Consider the following 21,458-nt stretch of genomic DNA (forward strand, 5'->3'; position numbering starts at 1 on the left):
GACAAATTTACAACTTATCTGACAAATATCCAATAGGAAGTTTACGGCAGTTATATTGTGATGCCATAATTTCTCCATACGCACCAGCCGACTGTAAAGCAACATAATCGCCACGATGGAGTTTAGGTAGCAGAATATCTTTTGCAAAGATGTCGCTCGATTCGCAGATAGGACCAACAACATCATAGGTTTCTTTGACTTCTGTACTTGAAAGATTGATAATTTTATGGTGAGCCTGATAGAGAGCAGGGCGAACTAAGTCGGTCATGCCAGCATCTAAAATAGCAAACTTTTTTGTAGAGCTATGTTTTATATACAGCACTTTAGTAATCAAACTTCCCATTTGACCAGTTACAGAACGGCCTAATTCAAAATGTACTTCTTGTCCTTCTCGCAACTGTAGGTATTTAGCATAAGTATCAAAGTAGAGTTTGAAGTTAGGGATAAGGTTCTCTGAAGGATTGTTATAATCAATTCCTAAACCACCCCCAACATTGATAATCTTTAGCTTGATACCCTTTACTTCCAAATCGTCTTGTATTTCATTGATGCGATTACATAGGGCAATAAAATCGTCCATATCAAGAATTTGTGAGCCAATATGGAAGTGTAGACCTATAAACTCTATATTTTTCAAAGCCTTTGCTACCTTTATTGCCTTGTGTATGTCTTGCAATGCAATACCGAATTTATTTTCGGCTAAGCCTGTTGTGATGCTAGCATGTGTGTGTGCAACTACATTTGGATTAATGCGGAAGCACACTTTAGCTATCTTTTCCTTTTTTTCTGCAATCTCATTAATGATTGCAAGTTCCTCTAAACTTTCTACATTAAAGCAGAAAATATCATAGTCTAAGGCAAGCTCAATTTCCCAATCCGCTTTGCCAACTCCTGCATATACCACTTTTTTTGCAGGAAACCCGCTATTAATGCTACGTTCTATCTCACCTCCGCTCACACAGTCGGCACCTAAGTTGTATTCCTTAATAATGTTAAGAACATCAGGATTAGCATTTGCTTTGATGGCATAATGCACGTGAAATCCTATGTGTTTACTAATCTCTTCCGAGATTGTTCTTAGTGTGTGGCGTAAAATATCGCTATCATAATAGTAAAAGGGTGTCTCTATATCTTTAAATTTCTCTATTGGGTATGTCATCCTAAATCTTTTAATAGCGCTCTTGCTTATCGTTAGATATTATTGATTAAACAATCTGTTGGAGAGCGATTGCAACGCTTTTTTCTTGTCTTCTTCTCTGATAAGGAAAGAAATGTTATAGTTACTCCCACCATAGCTAATCATTCTTACAGGAATATCCTTCAGTGCTTCTGTCGCTACTGTTTCAAATCCAAGGTTACTCCAATCAAGATCGCCTACTACACAGATGATACACATGTTAGTATCTACAGTAACGGTGCCATATTTCTTTAGCTCATCAACGATTTCTGTGAGGTGGGAATTGTTTTCTATAGTCATAGAAACGCCAACTTCACTTGTAGCAATCATATCAATAGGAGTTTGATAACTTTCAAAGATTTCGAATACTTTGCGTAAAAATCCTGAAGCACCTAGCATTCGGCTCGATTTAATTTTGATAGCAATAATGTTATTTTTTGCTGCTACAGCCTTGATCTTATTATTTACTAATTCGTTGTTGATGATCGTTCCTTCAGCCTCTGGTTCCATAGTGTTCTTTAGTCGAACAGGGATACTTGTATATTTTGCAGGTTGGATACAAGTAGGGTGGAGGATCTTAGCACCGAAGTAAGCAAGTTCTGAAGCTTCTTCAAAATTTAATTGGCGAACAGCTTCTGTATGCTCTACTATTCGTGGATCGTTATTGTGCATGCCATCAATATCTGTCCAAATCTGTATTTCTTCTGCATTAATAGCAGCTCCTACGAGCGAAGCTGTGTAGTCTGATCCGCCACGTTGAAGGTTATCAATCTCACCGTAAGCGTTCTTACATACAAAGCCTTGTGTGATATAGATCTGCTGATCTGGGGTATTTTCTAAGATAGTAGTTAGCTTTTCTCTTATGAATTGAAGGTCAGGCTCTGCATTTTTATCCGTACGCATAAAATCTAAAGCGTTGAGTAGTGTAGCCTTTATACCTTGTTCCTGTAGGTAGTTCACTACCATATTGGTTGAGATAAATTCTCCTTGTGCAACAATTGCTTTCTCTTCAAATGAGGTAAATAAGTCCTTTGTAAAAGTTCTAAGGTAATTAAATTCCTCTGTAATAAACTTCTTTGTCTTTTGCTTATATGCTTCAGTTAAAAAGAGTTCGTCAAGGTGTCCAAGGTATTTTCTTTCTAAGCGATTGATAATTTCATTAGCCCCTTCTGGATTTTTTTTATATAAATAGTCAGATATCTCTATAAGAGTATTTGTGGTACCACTCATTGCAGAAAGAACAACAAAAGTAGGATTTCCCGATTTTGTTATTAATGTGGCTACTTCTTTCATTCTTTCTGGAGAACCTACCGAGGTTCCACCAAACTTCATTACTTCCATACGCTTTTTATCTTTGTATATCGTTAACTATTATGCCTCTTCAGCTTCTGCTATTCTGTTCTCAGCCTCAACCTCTTCACTTTCAGCTTTTATCACTTCTGCTGTTGTTTCAATGATTTCGCTTTTTGCCTCTGCTTTTATTTCTTCCTCATTCTCTCGCTTGAACATTCCATTTACGCATTTATAGGTAGTGCCTGGAAATTTCTCTATCATCTGGATGTTATGTGTTGACATAATCACAGTTGTGTTGTTTTTGCAAGTGTCTTGTAGCAATTGAACAATACTTGTGGCTGTTTCAGGATCAAGATTACCAGTAGGTTCGTCGGCAATGATGACCTTAGGATTATTTAAGAGTGCTCTTGCAATGGCTATACGTTGCTGCTCTCCTCCGGATAGTTCGCTAGGCATTTTGTCTTTCTTTTCTAGCATTCCTACCCGAGCAAGTACTTCTTCTATACGGCGGTTAATTTTTTCTCTATCCGTCCAGCCTGTTGCGCCTAATACAAACTTTAGGTTTAGAGCAACCGTTCTATCGTGAAGCAATTGGAAATCTTGAAAGATGATACCCATTTGCTTCCTTAATTCAGGTACATGACTGCGTTTCAGATCTGTAATATCAACATCTAGTATAGATGCTTTTTTTGCGTCTTCACGGTCAATGTCAAGCTCACAATACATCGTTTTAAGTAATGAACTTTTTCCAGAACCTACTTTGCCGATGATGTAGATAAATTCACCTTCGTTTACTTGTAAATCTACATCCTTTAATATAAGACGCTCATCTTGATATATATTGACCTTCTGATAATCTACTAACATATCTATTTGTTACTTTAAATCGTGATATTTCTTTTTTTTGTTACTATCCTTGTATGCTTATATTATTAGCTTAACTTATGGATCTATCTTATGCAAAGATAATAAAAATCTCTGGAATAGCCTTAAAAAGCAGAAAAAATGAAGCTAAACGACTTAATATCAGTGATATTACGGTGTCAAATGATGATAGACTAAGAGAGTGGTTCAAGGAAAACAATATGAGTAGTTACAATAAATAATGATGTACCGACCTGTTCAATCACAAAGGAAAAACAGAGGTATTACCCATTGGCGGAATTAAAATGATGGATAAATTTATAGGAAAGAAAAGTTGCACATACAAGATTTTATTTGTAACTTGGTGATAACCAAAACATTAAGCTTAATAATCCGTATGCACAACTTATATGCAAATTTCGTAAAAATACTTGATATATGTAAGCTCTGGCTTGAGAAAGTCGGGGCTTTGTGCAAAAAAAAGAGGGAGTGCCAGTTTTGACACACCCTCGTTGAGTTTTAGTTAAGTGAAATGAAGATTATAATATATCAACTAATTAAAGAACTTTCATTCGCCAAGTTACTCCAAGATCAATCATTGACTGTTTGTCTTTTAAATACCCATTCTCATTCGTATTTTTCCCAAAAGCATAACTATAATTAGCATGGAGACGTACTCGCTGGTCGGTAAGTGGGAAATATTCCATACCAACCCCTAATCGAGTTATTTCTGTATTAGGTAAGACACATTTATCAGCATCTGTATTTGTTTGGTTAACATCATAACTTGCCTTTGTCCATATATTGAAATGCTTGCTAGGCTGATAATCAACTCTTCCAGATATGGAGCAGTCTTTAAAGAAAAAGGCTTGATGTTTTGCAGCTCTATTCATTACATCAACTTGGACTTGCAACTTGTTTGTAATATCATATCGAGTACCTAGTGCTATATAGTTTATATATTTATTAGGCGCATATTCCATCATATTTACTGACCAATCTGTATGAAATCTGCCATGACTGCCATACCAAATTAAGTTGTAGGCATAAAGATTAGTTTTTTCGTTATGGCTGTGATTATACATCTTTTGAAACGGACTTTCAACAAATTGTGCAATAATCTTATCTTTCTTATTGTTTGTATCATAGCTTCCCCATACTCCCCATTCATAGCATGGAAAATTATAAGGGAATTCATAGAGTTGGAATACATCAATAGGAGCTGGATCGAAATCCCAACCACCTACCATTACAGCCCATTTTCCTGCTGTTAGTGTAAAGTTGTTGTTAATGTGGTATGATAAGTAAAGCCAATCAGTAGCATCAAAAAAAGAGTAATCTTTGTTGATACCATTAAGACGCTGTCGGTACATGTACGAGAACTTTTTGCCAATGTTGCCTTTGAGAATAAGGTTTAAATTAGTACCCTTAAATCCTGAATTCTCATGATCGGTTTTACCGTCAACCTTTTCATTGCAGAAATCTCCGCGTGCTTCAAAAGTAATATTTATAGGTTTCTGTTTGGAGTCCTGCGCCTGTACCGAATAGGTATATAAAGCAGTTAATAATAGTAGTGATCTTAATTTCATAGGATCAGTGTCTTATATTTTATGTTAAAAAAAATGTTGTAGCAATAAAAAGTGTAGGTAACTAATTAGTTAAAATTACCAGTCTTTAGCAAACCTTTCTTTTTCCACTGGCCATATACTTCACTCACAACATCAGACGAAATGAAGCTTGGTATCTGTTCTTTACCCATATAGTCAATGAGTTTACCAAAGTCATCTTTATCGAGTACTACTTCCAGTTGAATTTTACGGTCGCCAGAATATCCACCAATAACTTCGTGCAACGTACAGCCTTTGCCTAAGTGTTCTGTAATGAATGTTTTGATACGAACATAATCATCCGATATGATGAACACACGCGTTTTTGAGTTCATTGATGACATAAAGTAGTTTAGGATTAAGCCGTTTAGCCATGTTCCTATTAAGCCAATTACAACTAGATGTACAGGATTGATTAAGAAAGCTGTGCAACAGATTAAACCACCTGCTATGGTAACAGCTGTGCCTAGTTGTATATGAAAATATTTATTAAAGATTTTAGCAAGGATATCAAGTCCTCCCGTAGAAGCATTGATACTAAATAATATAGCTTGAGAAGCACTTAATATTAGTACAAAGCTGAGTAAGTCAAACCAAGGGTTGGGTATAGCTTGTGTTCCGATATATGTTGTAAAAATCGAATCCTTCATAGGAACGATATTGCTAATAAAGTCAATCATAGGCCCTAGTATCAATGCTGTATATACAGTCTTAGCACCAAACTCGTTACCTATTAGTATAAAAGAAAGGATTAATAAGATAGCGTTAATACCAAAAATCATTTGCCCTATGCTAATGAAACCAACCAGTTTTGATAGAACAATTGATAAGCCTGTAATGGAGCCAACAATCAATTTACTAGGGATAAGAAAAAAATGAAGTCCTAAGGCTGCTATAAACATGCCAAAGGTCATAATAAATAGTTCTATCCAAAACTTTTTTGTGGAAATCAGATGCAACACTGTTTGCAAAAGATCTTGTAAGTTTAATGACCCTTTTTTAGGCTGCTCAAATTTGTTATTCATAATGAAAGGATATGATAATAGTTTTGTTTGTTATATTCTTATAAGGTGTTTATATGTTTTATTAGGCTATACCTAAATTATTATATATGTGCTAGTTATGTCTTTACCACATTATCTCATAATATTTAAATATTGCTTTTAATTATCTCTTATTGTTTAGGTTAGACTTAGTTAACTGTGTCTATTTGCTGCTGCAAATTTATCACTTTTTTATGAACTTACAAGCATTTTAATCAAAAGTTATCGACTTTTTTTATTTTATTTTTATACACGTAGAGTCAACTAGCAAGTGCAAAATTATAAAACGTATTTGAAGAATTCACACTTTGGTGTAGAAAAGTTTAATTTTTCTCTCGGTCTTTCGTTCAATTTCTTTTGTATCGACATTATTCTCTTGTCTGTGTAATGTTCAAACGAATCCTTTTTCGGTATATATTGTCTGATTAGTTTATTTGTATTCTCAATAGCTCCCTTTTGCCATGAGCAATATGGATCAGCGAAGTACACGGGTACGCCTAAGAACTTGGTAATGTCCTTATGTGCTGCAAATTCAGGTCCGTTGTCTGTTGTAATGGTCTTCAGACTGTCTTTGTATGGTAGCAGTAGTTTCCTAACTACCTTTGCCAGAGGCTTTGACTGCTTTCCAAATGGCAGTTTCTGCATAAGTAGCATATTGGTGGATTTCTCCACCAGTGTGAGTATGGCATGCTGGTCAGGGTCTACGATTAAGTCCATCTCAAAATCTCCGAATCTCTTCCCGTCAACTTCCTTACTTCTTTCATGGATACTCAACCTATCTTTAATTGGAAGATGTCTGCCCTTGGGACGATGCCTGTATTTCATCTTATGTCTTGTGTGTTTGGCAAGTTCCCCTGTTGTATCATTATGGATGATATTATAAATGGATTGGTGGGATACCTTTATCCCCTCACTCTTGCGCAGATAACCTGATATTTGTCGTGGAGACCACTGATCATTAGTGATATATTCCTTAATCCTCCAGACTAATTCATCGGAGAGCCTGGCGTTCTTTACCGTTCTCTTTCTGCGCTGCATAGCCATATCGTGTGCCTTTGTCCAAATATACTTTCCCGATGACGTACTGTTGCGTTTGATTTCACGCGAAAGTGTTGACTGGCTGATGCCGACGATTGCGGCAATCTCTTTTCTCCCTGTTTTCTTTTGGAGTAAGGCGAAAATTTGCGACCTTTGCTCCGAGATTAATTGATGATACATAAACAATACAAAGTTAGTTAATCTTTGGGAGACAGAGGTCTCCTTTTTTTTATTTGTATTGCTGGTTGTTTCTTTTTCCTCACCGAGAGATGCAGACAACCTCTCGCTACGCTTCGAGAACGTCTGCATCTCTCGGTGAGGGCTACTCTTTTATTGCACTTCGTTTTGGAACTTGCATACACAGCTTCTGTTTATAAAAGTATGTGCTTCAATAAGTTGTAGTTTTTTATTTCAAATATATTTTTAATAAAAAAACAAACTTACAGTTTTATACTAAATATCATATTTTATTGGCTAGTATTTATTTTTTTATTATCAGATAATAATGATACTGATATGCGCTGTTATATTTTACTATTACATCTACTAATTGCAATCACATATTTTTCTACCGATAATTTATTAAATAAAAAATTGTACAATCAATAGTTTTTGTTATCTTTGTGAAAAGTAATAAAAAACCTCATGCGCTTATGAGCTACCTAAGATTCGAAAAGACACTAATGACCAACTTACAAGATTCGTTATCGCGTGAATTATTGCGAACGAATAGGTCGGGAGCCTACTCCTGTTCAACGCTTGTTGATTGTAACACTAGAAAATACCATGGATTATTAGTTGTCCCTATTCCTGAGTTAGATAATGACAATCATGTTTTGTTAAGCTCGCTTGATCCTACCGTGATACAGCATGGAGCTGCGTTTAATTTGGGCTTGCATAAATATCAAGGAGAAATATTTAGTCCGAATGGGCATAAATATATTCATGAATTTGATTGTGATATTGTGCCAACAACAATCTATCGTGTTGGTGGAGTTGTGTTGAAAAAGGAAGTTGTTTTTCAGCATTATGAAGATAGAATTTTAATAAGATACACACTATTAGAAGCCCATTCTAAGACAACATTACAGTTTCGTCCTTTTATGGCTTTCCGAAGTGTAAAGCAATTTACACATGAAAATGGTGCTGTTAATCGTGATTATCAGTTAGTAGATCATGGTATTAGCACTTGTATGTATAGTGGTTATCCCTCTCTTTATATGCAATTCTCCAAGGAAAATGAATTCCACTTTGACCCTAATTGGTATCGTGGATTAGAATATCCTAAGGAAAAACAGCGTGGTTACTTATCAGATGAAGATCTTTATGTGCCAGGTTATTTTGAGATGGCAATAAAGAAAGGTGAAAGTATTGTATTCTCTGCTTCAACAAGCGAATGTAAGACGAGATCTTTAAAGCGTTTGTTTCAAAAAGAGCTAAATGATCGCAATCCTCGTGATAATTTTTTTCATTGTCTGATCAATGCTGCTCACCAATTTCGTAATCGTGCTAAAAATGATGAACGCTATATTCTTGCAGGCTATCCTTGGTTTAAATGTAGAGCAAGAGATCAGTTTGTTTCATTGCCAGGATTAACCCTTAGTACAAATGAGCAAGATTACTTTGAATTAGTGATGGAGACGGCAGAGATAGGTTTAAGAGAGTTTATGATTGGTAAACCACTCACTGTTGATATTGATGAGATAGACCAACCCGATGTACCATTATGGTGTATTTGGACCTTACAGCAATACGCTAAATCGGTAGGAGTAGAAAAATGTAAAAAACGTTATGGAAAGTTGCTTTCAGATATTGTACGCTATATCCTAGCAGGTAAGCATCCTCTATTGAAAGTGATGGAAAACGGACTTGTTTATGCTGATGCCAATGGGAAAGCTATTACTTGGATGAACTCGCATAGTCAAGGAAAAACAATTATTCCTAGATCTGGATATATTGTAGAGTTTAATGCTCTTTGGTATAACGCTCTTAAATTTGTTGCATCATTTGAACATGATGGAGGAGATAATAATTTAGCAACGAACCTTGATACTATAGCGGACAAGTGTAAGGAGAATTTTGTTTCAACTTTCTATAATGAGTTTGGGTATCTATTTGATTATGTTACCGATACTAATTTTCAAGATTGGAGTGTCCGTCCTAATATGATTTTCCCCGTTGCTTTCGATTATTCGCCTCTCAATATAGAGCAAAAGAAGACGGTGCTAGATTATTGTACACGCGAGTTGCTTACTCCGAAGGGATTGCGTACGCTCTCACCCAAAAGTACTGGATATACTCCTAGATATATTGGTACACAAGAAGAACGCGATCTTGCTTATCATCAAGGCACAGCATGGCCATGGCTGGGAGGCTTCTATATGGAAGCATGCCTAAAACTTTATAAGCAAACACGTTTGAGTTTTGTAGAGCGCCAACTTGTAGGTTTTGAAGATGAAATGTTTCATCATTGCATAGGCACTTTACCTGAGCTTTTTGATGGTAATCCACCTTTTCATGGTCGTGGAGCCATCTCGTTTGCTATGAACGTAGCCGAAGTTTTACGTACCCTAGAACTTTTAGAAACCTATCAATATAATAAGGAAGAACCTAGATGAAAGTATTAATGTTTGGATGGGAGTATCCTCCTCATGTATATGGTGGACTAGCTACTGCCAATTTCGGTATTTCTGAAGGACTTCATGCACAAGGTGATGTGGAAACTATTTTATGTTTACCTCACCCTTTTGGAGATGAAGACAGAACTTTTGCAAATATCGTTGCAATGAATTGTGTTCCTATTGCTTACCGTGATGTTAGTTATGATTATATACAGCAACGTGTAGGCAATATTATGTTGCCAGACTTGTATTATCAATTGCGCGATCATATTTATGACGATTTTAATTATATGCACTGCAATGATCTTGGTGCATTAGAGTTTGCTGGCGGTTATCCTAGTAATTTGCATGAAGAAATTAATAATTACTCTATTATAGCTGGAGTCGTGGCTCGCACTTTCAATTATGATATTATTCATGCTCACGATTGGCTAACTTTCCCTGCAGGTATTCATGCTAAGCGTATTTCAGGTAAACCTTTGTGCATCCATGTGCATGCCACCGATTTTGACCGATCTCGAGGAAAGGTTAATCCTACTGTTTATGCAATAGAAAAAGATGGTATGGACAATGCAGACTGCATTATGTGTGTGTCAGAACTTACGCGTCAAACAGTAATTAATCAATATCACCAAGATCCACGCAAGGTGTTTACTGTTCATAACGCCGTTTATCCATTGAAAGATGAGATTGCAGCTGTTGAGCGTCCTAACCATCAAGGGAAAGAGAAAACGGTAACTTTCTTAGGGCGTATTACGATGCAAAAAGGACCAGAATATTTTGTGGAAGCAGCCAATATGGTTTTGCATCGAACGAAAAATGTTCGCTTCTGTATGGCTGGATCAGGAGATATGATGGAAGCAATGATAAAGCTTGCTGCCGACCGTGGTATTGCCGATCGTTTCCACTTCCCAGGTTTTATGCGTGGTAAAGAGGTGTATGAATGTTTGAAACGCTCAGATGTTTATGTTATGCCTTCGGTTAGTGAGCCATTTGGCATCTCTCCTTTAGAAGCGATGCAATGTGGAACACCAACGATTATTTCTAAGCAAAGTGGATGTGCCGAAATATTAACCAACTGTATAAAGATAGATTATTGGGATATTCATGCTATGGCAGATGCAATATTTTCTATCTGTAATAATGATAGCTTGTTCAACTATCTTTCAATAGAAGGCAAGAAAGAAGTCGATCAGATTACATGGGAAAAAGTAGGTGCTTGGATACGCCAATTATATTTCCAAACCTTAGGCTGGATGTAATCATCTAAAATTATCATTACACAATCAACTAAACTAAAAAAAATAATGAAAACAATTTGTTTATACTTCGAAATACATCAGATAACTCACTTGAAGCGTTATCGTTTCTTTGATATAGGTATTGATCATTATTATTATGATGATTATGAGAATGAACGTTCTATCAGAGAGATAGCAGAGCATAGCTATATACCTGCCCTTAATACCATACTTGAGATGGTGAAGGAAAATGGTAAATTCTTTAAAGTAGCTTTCTCTCTTTCAGGTGTGGGCATTGAACAATTAGAAGTGTATGCTCCACAAGTACTTGAAAAACTTCAAGAGCTTAACGAAACGGGATGTGTTGAATTTCTTGCCGAGCCATATTCGCATGGACTATCATCTTTAATCAACGAGCAATGTTTCAAGGAAGAAGTAAAACGTCAAGCTAATAAAATCTATGAACTCTTCGGACGTAAACCAAAAGTCCTACGCAATTCCTCACTAATTTATAATGATGAAATAGGATTAATAGCTGCTCAAATGGGATTTGAGGGTATGCTTACCGAAGGTGCTAAGCAAGTGTTGGGATGGAAATCACCACATTATATATACCATTGTGCATTACAGCCCAAATTGAAATTACTGCTTCGAGATATTAATCTCAGTGATGACATCTCTTTACGATTTGGCAATACCACATGGGAAGGGTATCCACTTTTTGCAGATAAGTTTATCAATGATATTGCTGCTTTACCAAAGGAAGAAGAGTTTATCGGATTGTTTATGAATTTGTCAGCACTGGGTATAGATCAGCCTCTTTCTAGCAATATCTTAGAATTTCTACATGCCTTGCCTCTATATGCTAAGGAAAAAGAAATAGGCTTTAGCAATCCTTCAGAGGTATGCAAAACCCTAAATAGTGTTAGTGCCTTAGATGTACCAGACACTTTAAGTTGGAATGATGAAGAGCGTGATTTAAGTACATGGCTTGGCAACCCTATGCAACGTGAAGCTTTCAACAAACTTTATAGTGTTGCCGATCGTATTCGTATAGCCCAAGATCCTCGTATTAGCCAAGATTGGGATTATCTTCAAGCGAGTAATAACTTTAAAGCAATGTCAACAAAGCCTTCGCATGTAGGCATGTATCGCGGTATTTATAACGATGCCTTTGATGCTTTTACTAACTATATGAATGTACTTGGCGATTTTCTTAATAGGGTAGACGCTCTGTACCCTGCAGAAATAGATAATGACGAACTAAATAGCTTGCTCACTACTATTCGCAATCAAGGTGAAGAAATAGAAATTAAAGATAAAGAAATAGCTAGACTTAAAAACAAAGTAGATAAACTTGAAGGTAAGGTTTCAAAAACGACAACTACAAAGGTAAAGACTACAAAATCACGTGTAAGGAAAGCAAAGATAGAATAAAAACTAAGAGGCTAGTAATCAATTGTGGTTACTAGCCTTTTTTTCCGATCCTTAATCTTACTATTTTACAAAGATTATCATTACCTTTGCAGAAAATTATAGAAGTATGCTTTTAGAAAAAATAGATAATCTCCTCAAGGAAGTAAGCGAGCTTTCAGCAAAGAAGGCTGAAGAAGTAGAGCAGCTTCGCTTGAGATTTCTTAGTAAGAAAGGTGAAATCACAGCATTAATGAGCGAGTTTCGTAATGTTCCTGCCGATCAAAAACGTGAAGTAGGTATCCGCATTAACGAATTAAAGCAACAAGCTCAAAACAAGATAAATGCGCTAAAGGAGCAACTTGCAACTAATGAAGCACAAAGTGATGATATCGACTTAACACGTACAGCTTACCCTATAGAGCTTGGTACACGTCATCCTTTAACCCTTGTTAAGAATGAAATTATCGACATTTTTGGTCGTATGGGGTTCACATTATATCAAGGACCTGAAATTGATGACGATCAACATGTATTTACAATGCTAAATTTTGCTGCTGATCATCCTGCACGTGATATGCAAGACACTTTTTTTATTGATCGTAGTAACACGCTCGATGTTACTAAGAATGTGCTTTTGCGTAGTCATACTTCTAATGATGAAGCCCACTATATGTCTACCCACGAACCTCCTATTCGTGTGCTTTGTCCTGGTCGTGTGTATCGTAACGAAGCCATTAGCGCCCGTGCGCATTGCTTCTTCCACCAAGTTGAGGGGCTTTATGTAGATAAAAATGTGAGCTTTACCGACTTGAAACAAGTTCTTCTCACCTTTGCACGTGAAATGTTTGGAGCTAATACTAAAATACGGTTGCGTCCTAGCTATTTCCCATTCACAGAACCTAGTGCCGAGATGGATATTAGCTGTAATATCTGTGGTGGTGAAGGCTGTGGCTTCTGCAAACATACTGGTTGGGTTGAAATATTAGGTTGTGGTATGGTTGACCCACACGACCTTGAGGCTTGTGGTATTGACTCAAGTGTATATACAGGTTATGCTTTTGGTATGGGGGTAGAACGCATTGCAAATTTAAAGTATCGTGTAAGCGACCTTCGTCTTTTCTCTGAAAATGATACTCGCTTCTTACGTGAGTTTGAAGGCGCATAATAATTTTTGATGCAAAAGCTCTATAAAATAATAACTAGGTTCAACAAGCTTTTCTTTGAACCTAGTTATTGTTGTTTATAAATGTTTCGATTTTTATAGCCTACATATTATATAATCCTAATGCAATTACTAAAAACGCTCTTTTAAGACTAATAATATTCGGTTAATTTTTTTTAGAAAATATTTGACAACCAACTAATCTGTCATCTTTTTTATTTAAAAAGGTCATCTTTTACACAGTTAAAGGTTATCTTTTGATGAGTAAAAGATGACCTTTTGCTTCTTAAAAGATAACCTTTTATTTTATGATTTTAAATTGCTGTTAATCAGCATGATACGTTGTTGGCTGTTTTATAAATCCTTATGTTGTTATAAGTAAAAATAGTTGACTTTCACTAGATTTATCAAACACTTACTACTTTTTGAGAAGAATATTTGCTAAAATATAAATTTTTATGAGGAAAGACGGTATATCTCTAATTATATTCTATGGTAAACTTCATCAAATGGGAGGCGGAAACGATCACCATGCACACCATCTGGTACTCGAATACCACAAGTTATAATCATATTAATTTCACAGTTGTAAGGTAGTGAAAGTGCTTTCTTTACCAATTTGCTATCAAAGCCTTCAAGTGGACACGTATCGTATCCAGCTTCAGCCATACCGAGCATAAAGGTTTGTACGGCAAGTGCGCAACTTTTATGTGTAACAACTCGCATATCTTGTTCGGAAACTTGTCGAATAATAGGTCGAAACATACCAATTACTTGTGCGAGTAGCTTTCTGAATGCTCCTATACCCCCGAAGCATCTGCTATATACAAAAGGCATTAGTTTGCCATAATATTGGTATACCACTTTAGACCGTCTTTCGTGGGTTTCAGCAGGGCTATTGCGCTTGATATTTCCTAGTTCAAAATCTAAATTTGCTTTAGCATGTTCTTTATATTTGTCTTGACGTGTTACGAACACTACAATTTCTTGTGCTGTTCGTGCTGTCTTTTGTCCAAGCAAAGCTATAGTAAGTTTGTCTTTTACGGCTTGATCTGTAATGTGATAACATTCCCATAGCTGCATATTTGAGCTAGTAGGGGCTAGTGTTGCCATTCTTAGACATTCCTTCACGCGCTCAGTGTCTAGTGGCTTGTTTTCATCAAAATGACGAATAGCTCGACGGTGTTCTAATATCTCGTTTAAACTCATTCTTTATTATCCTTTCTTTTTTGTTCTATAATATACAATAATGTGTTCTAACACTATTATTTTTCTACTCTACAAAAATACGACATTCTTTTTATAAAGATAAGTTTTGCAAGATGTAATTTTAAGAAACTGTTTCTATAGTTCTTTATCAAATGAACGTATTAGTACACAATAATAATGGCTTTCCCTACAACTTCAGCATCTTCTGTTAGGAAGGCACTACTATATTTTGCTATATGCTCACCATTAATTTTAATATCTTCAAAAGCAAAAGCAATACAACTTTTTTTCGATTTTATATGGTGATAATTATTTATTATTTTAACACTTGCATTTACTTCGGGCTTAAATATAACATTAAAATCTATAGCTCCGACACTATTTAATGATGTTATTTTATCAGAACCATCAAAAGTAAAAGGTTCTGTAGAGGTTAGCCTCACCTTACCAGTTGGAGTTATGAGGGTTATACTCCCTTCTAAAGGAAGTATGATACGTTTGTAACCATCAAAGTTAGAAAAAGTACTTTCTGGACTTTCTATAACAGCCGATGATATTCTTATATCAAAATCTCTATTATCTAATAAGCTATTAGCAGGAAGTATCATTATTTCTCGTGTAACTCCACCTCCCCATATATTGACTTTGTAATCAGATAAGTTTAAAATTTTCATTTTCCTCACTTTTATAATTATATCTAAGTTAAGATCTATCTATGCAAATTTAATAAAAAAAGATGAGTTTATTTGTGATCGCTACAAGTTTAGATTTTTGTAGCAATATGATCGTAACGAAAAAGAGACTAGCTTGTGTGTTATACAAAACTAGTCTCTTTTTCGTATATTGTGCGTTTTATTGCTGTAGTAATGTCTCTATTTGAGTAGCAATATTTTCAATTTTCTCTGTTGGTTCGAAACGAGCAACAACTTGTCCTTTTTTATTTATCAAGAATTTAGTAAAATTCCATTTAATATCAGTATTCTCTTTGTAATTAGGATCTGCCTTTGATAGCATTTCGTCAAGAATAGGGTAGAGTGGGTGAGTTTCGTCCCAACCTGCAAAACCTTTTTGTTCTTTTAGGAATGTAAATAATGGCTCTGCATCTTCGCCATTTACTTTTATCTTTTTAAAGCGAGAAAACTCTGTGCCATAGGTAAGCTTACAGAATTGGTGAATACTTTCATCTGTACCAGGAGCTTGATTACCAAACTGGTTACAAGGGAAATCAAGAATTTCAAAGCCTTGTGTATGATACTTCTCATACAAAGCCTCAAGCTCTTCGTAAGTAGGTGTAAAACCACATTTTGTTGCTGTGTTAACAATTAAAACTACTTCATTTGCATATTCCTTCAAAGAAACGCTTTTACCTTTTCTGTCTTTTACAGAAAACTCATAAATTGTTCTCATCGTTCTTGGTTTATATATCTCTTTTTATTTTTTGATATTCTTATTGGATACAAATGTACAAAGAAAAATTCAAGGAAAGATGCAAAGAGTCGTATTTAAATAAGATATAATTATTTTCTTTTTTGTACTTTTGTGAAATATACATCCTACAAATATACTAAACTCAATGATGCTGATGAATAACAATTTGGATAAAAGCCAATTGCCTGTAGTGGAAGCTAATAAGGGTTACCATTTAGTTTTAGCACCCCCTGGTTGTGGGAAAACGCATATTCTAGCGGAGCGAATTAAGAATGCTAGAGCAGAAGGTGTAGCTTTTAAAGATATGCTTTGTCTTACTTTTACTAATCGGGCTGCACGAGAAATGGAATCACGTATTGAAAGTTTATTACACGAGGATGACATATCAGAGTTACAAATAGGAAATGTACACCATTTTTGTTCTAAGTTTTTGTTTGAAGAGAACAAGGTTCCTGCAGATGCTTCTATCATAGATGATGAAGAAGCTGTGAGTATTATAGCTGATTATAGAAATGAAGATGATGAGAGAGTAATCGGTGATTATCAGCGATATAAAGGGTATCAACAAATAATATTCTTTTCTCATTTAATATATCAACTCAAACACAAACATCCTTGGGAGATATTTCTACATCCAGAATGTTTATCTAGGGAAGACCGAGAGGTTGTAAAATATATTTGTAACGCACAACGCATAGAGTATAATGCGGACGCTATTATTCATATATATGAACATGCAGAGGTTTACATGGATGATGTAAACAACTTTGGCGTCGATCATACCCTTGCGTCTAAAATGCTAGCTTTACTCCATAAAATGTATTTTGCTTCTTGCTATGAACGGTACAAAACAGAAAACCATTTGCTTGATTTTGAAGATCTATTACTCTTTACCTACGATGTTTACAAGAAAGATAAAGATAGTAAGCATTATAAGTGGATACAAGTAGATGAAGTTCAGGATTTGAACGGAATGCAGCTAGCTATTATTGACTTACTGACCGACAAGGATAATCCAGTGGTAATGTTTTTAGGCGATGAACAGCAAGCTATATTTTCCTTTATGGGTGCAAAAACAGATACGCTTAATCTGCTAAAACTGCGTTGCAAAGATAATATTCATCATCTAATAAAAAACCATCGTTCGCCAAAATATCTGCTAGATATTTTTAATACTTATGCGGAGAAGAAGCTTAAAATAGATAAAGATTTATTACCGATTACAGACAATGATATAGAGGCTGACGAAGATAGTTTAAAACTACTTTATAGCAATACTATCGAAGATGAAATAATCAATATAGTAGCACAAGCAAAGGAACTACATCGGAAGAATAAAGAAGAAACTACTGCTATTATTGTCAACTCGAATGCTGATGCCGATAAAATTAGTAAAGCTATGTCAAAAATACATCTCACCCATTTCAAAGTATCGGGCAAGGATTTATTTGATACGCCTGCTATGAAATTACTTTTATCGCATCTTAGTATTTTATCTAATGAACATAATTTCATAGCATGGACTAGATTAATGAAAGGAGTTAACGCTTTAGATACAAATGCTTTATCAAGAAGGTTTAATAGGAAACTTAAACAGTTATCCATATCACCAACCGACCTATTAGCGTATAAAGAAAATACTTACGTAAATGATTTTCTCAATGCTTTTCATCAGCAGGAGATTGTTGTTTTTGATACAGAAACAACGGGCTTAGATGTGTTTACAGATGACATAATAGAGATTTCTGCTATAAAGATAAAGGAAGGTAAGATAGTAGGAGAGCCACTTGATCTTTATATCTATACAGATAAACCTATTTTGCAAAAGTTAGGAACAAAAGAAAATCCATTATATGAGATTTATCATAAGAAGCTAGCTAGTGGGGAATTACTTAAGGCTAATGATGCGTTAAATAAATTCATAGAGTTTGTGGACAATAGTACGCTTATTGGGCATAATATTAATTACGATTACCATATACTAGATAATTGTTTAAAACGCTATGCAAATGACTGTATGGATAACCATTCATATAAATATTTTGACTCCCTAAAACTTATTCGGTTACTTGAACCTTCTCTTCGTTCATATAAATTAGAGTATTTATTGGAAAGGTTTCAGTTGGAAGGCATCAATAGTCATCAATCTATTGACGATGTTAAAGCAACTATCAGTTTGATAAATTATTGTGCAGATAAAGCCCAACTTGTCGTAGAAAAGCAGATGGACTTTTTAAATCATAAACAGGTTTTTAAAGTGGCTAATAAGTTAAGGGCTTATTATGGAGAGATTTACAAAGAGGCTAAAGCAAGTTTATATGAAATATATAGTACGGCTGAACCTATTCTTATTACCTCCTTGGTAAAAGCGCATAATGCTTTTGTTGCTGATAAAACAATAGATACAGTGAAGCGTTTAGATTATGTTTTGCGTTATATTAAATTGGATCTAATAGGTGAAGATATAGGTCATAATGCCCTTGTTGATCAGCTCTCTCATTTTATGATGGATATTAATACTATGAAAGAAAGCGATTTTTGCAATAGTAAGAGCATTAAAGAACGCATTTACGTTACTACTATTCATAAGGCTAAAGGTTTGGAATTTGATAATATTATTGTTTTTGATGCCGTTAATGGTCGTTATCCTAATGCTTATAATAAGAATTCAAAGGAAAATGAAGAAGATGCCCGTAAGTTTTATGTGGCATTATCACGTGCAAAAAAACGTGTTCTAATAGCCTATGCCTTATCACAAGTGGATAGGTATGGAAACATACATAACAGAGAAATTACTCCTTTTATGAACGATATTCTGAAATATTTTAATTAGTGGAAAGTATGATAAAAATAGAATTAGCAAAAAAAGAACAAGCAACTATTATCGCATCGCTTATAATGGAAGCTATGAACTATGACTGTTGTCAATGGTTTATAGGACTAGACAATACTTTAGATAGTTTCCATAAATTATTATCAAGACTTGTGGAGAGCGATAATTCACTTTACTCTTATCATAATACATTAGTTGCTGTAAATGAAGATGGCGATGTTGTAGGTATCTGTGTCTGCTATGATGGTGCAAAAGTAAAAGAACTAAGAAAATCGTTTGAAATTGAGATGCTACAAACTTATGAGAAGGACTATTCTCACTTACCATACGAAACGAAAGCTGGAGAATTTTATATAGACTCCCTTTGTGTTCATCAGGAGTGGAGAAAGAAGGGTATAGCCTCTCAATTACTTAATGTCGCAAAAGAAAAGGCAAATGGCTTACATCTTCCTGCTAGTTTGCTCGTTGATACTAGTAATTCTAAAGCTGAAGCACTATATATACGGTTAGGATTTAAGTATGATAGCAAAACAAAATGGGGAGGACACAGTATGAAACGGTTAATATATGTAAACGGTGAGAAATAAAAGTTATAAAATAGAATTTTTATAAGCTTTTACTTGCGTATTAAGAAATAATGCGTAACTTTGCACTGTGTTTTTCATAGTATTAGATTTAAGGTTAACAATGTTTGGAGTACAGCGGTACTCCTTTTTTTATGCCTATAATTTAAAGCTCTTCAATTTTTGAGTGGATAAACAACAAAAAAGAACTATATATTTCTAAATAGGTTTATGGACTTTTTCCCACCTGACTTCGTCACTCAAAAAATACGTATTTTACAACTAATTGATAAACAAAGTTTTGTATCTTTGCGTCACCTGTTTTTGGGTGACGCAAAAGGTTTTTTAACTATGTTTGTCAGAAAGAAAAGACATCGTTCTGGCAATATTGGAGTTATTGTTGTCGAGAAAATTGGAGGTAAAATGAAGGAACTTTCCACAATTGGAGTAGCATATAATGAAGACGAGGTCGAAAATCTTGTGAATGAAGCAAAAGAATGGATTACCAGAGAGAATTTACGCCGACATCCCCAGCTTGATCTATTCAGCGAGGAACGTGAGGCCTGCGACTGCGAGCGTGAAGAGGTTCGCCGTGTTCTGTCCAATGTCAGCAATATCCTTCTCAACGGATGCGACTTGATATTGGACCGCACTTTTGACAGGATTGGCTTCAACCGTATTGACGACGAAGTGTTCCGCAAGCTCGTGAAAGCCCGCCTGGCATATCCGACGAGCAAGGCTGCCACGGTTGAATACCTGAAAAACCATTTTGACGAAGATGTGGATCTCTCAAAAATCTATCGCTATCTTGACAAGCTTAGCGACCATCAGCACGAAATTGTACAGGATATAAGTGTGCACCATACCGCTAAACTGTTTGGTGGCAATATCGGCGTGTTATTCTATGATGTCACCACACTTTACTTTGAAGCAGATTATGAGGATGAATTACGAAAGACAGGTTTCTCGAAAGAGGGACGTCACAGTAATCCTCAAATCATACTTGGACTGCTTGTCAGCCTTGGTGGCTATCCGCTTGCCTATTGCATCCATGAAGGCAACAAATATGAGGGTCATACGATGCTGCCGACGATAAATGAGTTTGTAAGCAAATACGGATTGGAAAACTTCGTTGTGGTGGCAGATTCCGGTCTGATGAACAATGCCAACATAGCGGAACTTGAATCGCATGGCTACAAGTATATAATAGGTGCGAAGATAAAGAATGAAAGTCAGGAGGTCAAGAACTGGATACTGGAACAGTCCAAGCGCGACTGCCAGATGGTTGAATATGACAAAGGAGGCGGACGGCGTCTCTTGGTCGGCTATACTGATGATCGTGCAAAGAAAGATGCCTATAACCGCGAAAAAGGTATACGCAGGTTAGAAAAAGCTTACAAGCATGGTGTGCTCACTAAAGGCAACATCAACAAAAGAGGCTACAATAAGTTTTTATCCATAGATGGTGAAGTGAAAGTCGCTATCAACTATGACCGTGTTGCCGACGACTCCAAATGGGACGGCCTAAAAGGATATATCACCAATACGGATATGCCGATACAGAATGTATACACGGCATATCACAACCTTTGGCATGTAGAAAGGGCTTTCCGTATAGCAAAATCAAAGATAGAGATACGTCCCATGTTCCATTTTACACGCAAACGAATCGAGGCCCATATATGTATCTGTTTCGTGGCTTTGAAAGTATACAAGGAATTGGAGCGTATGCTGAAGGCCTCAGAGATTAAGATGAGCGTAGACAAGGTGCTTGCATTGGCAAAGACAATCACAACGATACAAATCAAGCTACCTCTGAACAAGGAGGTTTATACACAAACAATGCTGATGACAAGGCATCAGAAAATAGCTAAACTATTTGATGAGGATTTTTGGGTGACGCAATGACGAAGTCAGGAAAAAGAACTATATATTTCTAAATAGGTTTATGGACTTTTTCCCA

Annotated in this window: 16 protein-coding genes and 1 pseudogene; 8 read left to right on the forward strand and 9 right to left on the reverse strand. The window is 35.7% G+C overall.

Translation table 11 applies throughout. The features are described from left to right. Positions 1 to 7 precede the first annotated feature (7 nt). Genes lysA through PREBIDRAFT_RS00900 form a run of 3 tightly spaced genes read right to left on the reverse strand, consistent with a single transcriptional unit; the run spans position 8 to position 3,337 of the window. Positions 8 to 1,159 (reverse strand): diaminopimelate decarboxylase, encoded by a 1,152-nt coding sequence (gene lysA, locus PREBIDRAFT_RS00890; RefSeq protein WP_004337219.1) that lies wholly within the window; start codon positions 1,157 to 1,159, stop codon positions 8 to 10. A 39-nt stretch (positions 1,160 to 1,198) separates the two neighbouring features. Further along, complete coding sequence (locus tag PREBIDRAFT_RS00895) at positions 1,199 to 2,518, reverse strand: aspartate kinase (RefSeq protein ID WP_004337221.1); 1,320 nt, start codon at positions 2,516 to 2,518, stop codon at positions 1,199 to 1,201. Positions 2,519 to 2,548: 30 nt separating this feature from the next. Beyond that, the gene (locus PREBIDRAFT_RS00900; RefSeq protein WP_004337224.1) at positions 2,549 to 3,337 is read right to left on the reverse strand and encodes a cell division ATP-binding protein FtsE; all 789 of its coding nucleotides are present in this window, start codon (positions 3,335 to 3,337) and stop codon (positions 2,549 to 2,551) included. A 313-nt stretch (positions 3,338 to 3,650) separates the two neighbouring features. Here PREBIDRAFT_RS00900 and PREBIDRAFT_RS11920 point away from each other — a divergent pair. Then, positions 3,651 to 3,785, forward strand: a pseudogene (locus tag PREBIDRAFT_RS11920) (IS982 family transposase); the annotation flags it as partial. 106 nt (positions 3,786 to 3,891) lie between these two features. Here the strand turns inward: PREBIDRAFT_RS11920 and PREBIDRAFT_RS00905 are convergent. The 3 genes from PREBIDRAFT_RS00905 to PREBIDRAFT_RS00915 all read right to left on the reverse strand — a co-directional run bounded on the left by PREBIDRAFT_RS00905 (position 3,892) and on the right by PREBIDRAFT_RS00915 (position 7,202). Then, positions 3,892 to 4,923 carry a porin gene (locus PREBIDRAFT_RS00905; RefSeq protein WP_004337227.1) on the reverse strand — a complete coding sequence of 344 codons (1,032 nt, stop codon included), beginning with the start codon at positions 4,921 to 4,923 and terminating at the stop codon, positions 3,892 to 3,894. Positions 4,924 to 4,988: 65 nt separating this feature from the next. Then, positions 4,989 to 5,966 (reverse strand): YitT family protein, encoded by a 978-nt coding sequence (locus PREBIDRAFT_RS00910; RefSeq protein WP_004337229.1) that lies wholly within the window; start codon positions 5,964 to 5,966, stop codon positions 4,989 to 4,991. A gap of 297 nt (positions 5,967 to 6,263) precedes the next feature. Next, positions 6,264 to 7,202 carry an IS30 family transposase gene (locus PREBIDRAFT_RS00915; protein WP_036875421.1) on the reverse strand — a complete coding sequence of 313 codons (939 nt, stop codon included), beginning with the start codon at positions 7,200 to 7,202 and terminating at the stop codon, positions 6,264 to 6,266. 473 nt (positions 7,203 to 7,675) lie between these two features. Between PREBIDRAFT_RS00915 and PREBIDRAFT_RS00920 the strand changes: the two genes are divergently transcribed. The 4 genes from PREBIDRAFT_RS00920 (at position 7,676) to pheS (ending at position 13,465) form a co-directional block, all read left to right on the forward strand. Further along, positions 7,676 to 9,640, forward strand: coding sequence for a glycogen debranching enzyme N-terminal domain-containing protein (locus PREBIDRAFT_RS00920; RefSeq protein ID WP_004338975.1), 1,965 nt, complete (start codon positions 7,676 to 7,678; stop codon positions 9,638 to 9,640). After that, the gene (locus tag PREBIDRAFT_RS00925) at positions 9,637 to 10,905 is read left to right on the forward strand and encodes a glycosyltransferase family 4 protein (protein WP_004336803.1); all 1,269 of its coding nucleotides are present in this window, start codon (positions 9,637 to 9,639) and stop codon (positions 10,903 to 10,905) included. The genes PREBIDRAFT_RS00920 and PREBIDRAFT_RS00925 overlap by 4 nt, the downstream gene beginning before the upstream one ends. Before the next feature lie 45 nt (positions 10,906 to 10,950). Continuing rightward, the gene (locus PREBIDRAFT_RS00930; RefSeq protein WP_004336802.1) at positions 10,951 to 12,321 is read left to right on the forward strand and encodes a glycoside hydrolase family 57 protein; all 1,371 of its coding nucleotides are present in this window, start codon (positions 10,951 to 10,953) and stop codon (positions 12,319 to 12,321) included. Positions 12,322 to 12,427: 106 nt separating this feature from the next. Next, complete coding sequence (pheS, locus tag PREBIDRAFT_RS00935) at positions 12,428 to 13,465, forward strand: phenylalanine--tRNA ligase subunit alpha (RefSeq protein ID WP_004336801.1); 1,038 nt, start codon at positions 12,428 to 12,430, stop codon at positions 13,463 to 13,465. Positions 13,466 to 13,945: 480 nt separating this feature from the next. On the opposite strand, the gene PREBIDRAFT_RS00940 is transcribed toward pheS, so the two are convergent. From PREBIDRAFT_RS00940 to PREBIDRAFT_RS00950, 3 genes are all read right to left on the reverse strand, one after another. Next, positions 13,946 to 14,671, reverse strand: coding sequence for a nitroreductase family protein (locus PREBIDRAFT_RS00940; RefSeq protein WP_004336800.1), 726 nt, complete (start codon positions 14,669 to 14,671; stop codon positions 13,946 to 13,948). 161 nt (positions 14,672 to 14,832) lie between these two features. Beyond that, positions 14,833 to 15,345 carry a HutD family protein gene (locus PREBIDRAFT_RS00945; protein ID WP_004336799.1) on the reverse strand — a complete coding sequence of 171 codons (513 nt, stop codon included), beginning with the start codon at positions 15,343 to 15,345 and terminating at the stop codon, positions 14,833 to 14,835. A 178-nt stretch (positions 15,346 to 15,523) separates the two neighbouring features. Continuing rightward, positions 15,524 to 16,078 (reverse strand): glutathione peroxidase, encoded by a 555-nt coding sequence (locus PREBIDRAFT_RS00950; protein WP_004336798.1) that lies wholly within the window; start codon positions 16,076 to 16,078, stop codon positions 15,524 to 15,526. Positions 16,079 to 16,253: 175 nt separating this feature from the next. Here PREBIDRAFT_RS00950 and PREBIDRAFT_RS00955 point away from each other — a divergent pair, with 175 nt between their 5' ends. The 3 genes from PREBIDRAFT_RS00955 (at position 16,254) to PREBIDRAFT_RS00965 (ending at position 21,403) form a co-directional block, all read left to right on the forward strand. Continuing rightward, positions 16,254 to 18,932: a 3'-5' exonuclease gene (locus PREBIDRAFT_RS00955; RefSeq protein WP_004338976.1), complete on the forward strand. Its 2,679-nt coding sequence runs from the start codon at positions 16,254 to 16,256 to the stop codon at positions 18,930 to 18,932. A gap of 8 nt (positions 18,933 to 18,940) precedes the next feature. After that, positions 18,941 to 19,519, forward strand: coding sequence for a GNAT family N-acetyltransferase (locus PREBIDRAFT_RS00960; RefSeq protein ID WP_004336795.1), 579 nt, complete (start codon positions 18,941 to 18,943; stop codon positions 19,517 to 19,519). Positions 19,520 to 19,846: 327 nt separating this feature from the next. Beyond that, positions 19,847 to 21,403, forward strand: coding sequence for an IS1634 family transposase (locus tag PREBIDRAFT_RS00965; RefSeq protein ID WP_004339611.1), 1,557 nt, complete (start codon positions 19,847 to 19,849; stop codon positions 21,401 to 21,403). Positions 21,404 to 21,458: the final 55 nt, after the last annotated feature.

The organism is Prevotella bivia DSM 20514 (assembly GCF_000262545.1).
Classification (GTDB): domain Bacteria; phylum Bacteroidota; class Bacteroidia; order Bacteroidales; family Bacteroidaceae; genus Prevotella; species Prevotella bivia.